At 65.2% G+C, this 506-nt stretch carries 1 protein-coding gene; it reads left to right on the forward strand.

The features are described from left to right. A partial coding sequence (locus ACFPME_RS17565; RefSeq protein ID WP_377306994.1) for an EF-Tu C-terminal domain-related protein occupies window positions 1–506 on the forward strand: 506 nt, incomplete at both ends.

A 506-nucleotide genomic window follows, 5' to 3' on the forward strand; every position in this document is an offset into this window, starting at 1 on the left:
CCGTTCCTGATGCCGGTGGAAGACGTGTTCTCGATCTCCGGCCGCGGCACCGTGGTGACCGGTCGTATCGAGCGCGGCATCATCAAGGTCGGCGATGAAATCGAAGTGGTCGGCATCCGCGACACGCAGAAGACCACGGTCACCGGCGTGGAAATGTTCCGCAAGCTGCTGGATCAGGGCCAGGCGGGCGACAACGCCGGTCTGCTGCTGCGCGGCCTGAAGCGCGACGACGTGGAGCGTGGCCAGGTGCTGGCCAAGCCGGGCACGATCACCCCGCACACCGACTTCGAGGCCGAGGTGTATGTGCTGTCGAAGGACGAGGGTGGCCGTCATACGCCGTTCTTCAAGGGCTACCGTCCGCAGTTCTACTTCCGCACCACCGACGTGACCGGCGCCTGCCAGTTGCCGGACGGCGTGGAGATGGTGATGCCGGGCGACAACGTGAAGATGGTGGTGAGCCTGATCCACCCGATCGCGATGGACGAAGGCCTGCGTTTCGCCATCCG

It is taken from the genome of Rhodanobacter umsongensis (assembly GCF_042654965.1).
GTDB classification, from domain to species: Bacteria; Pseudomonadota; Gammaproteobacteria; order Xanthomonadales; family Rhodanobacteraceae; genus Rhodanobacter; species Rhodanobacter umsongensis.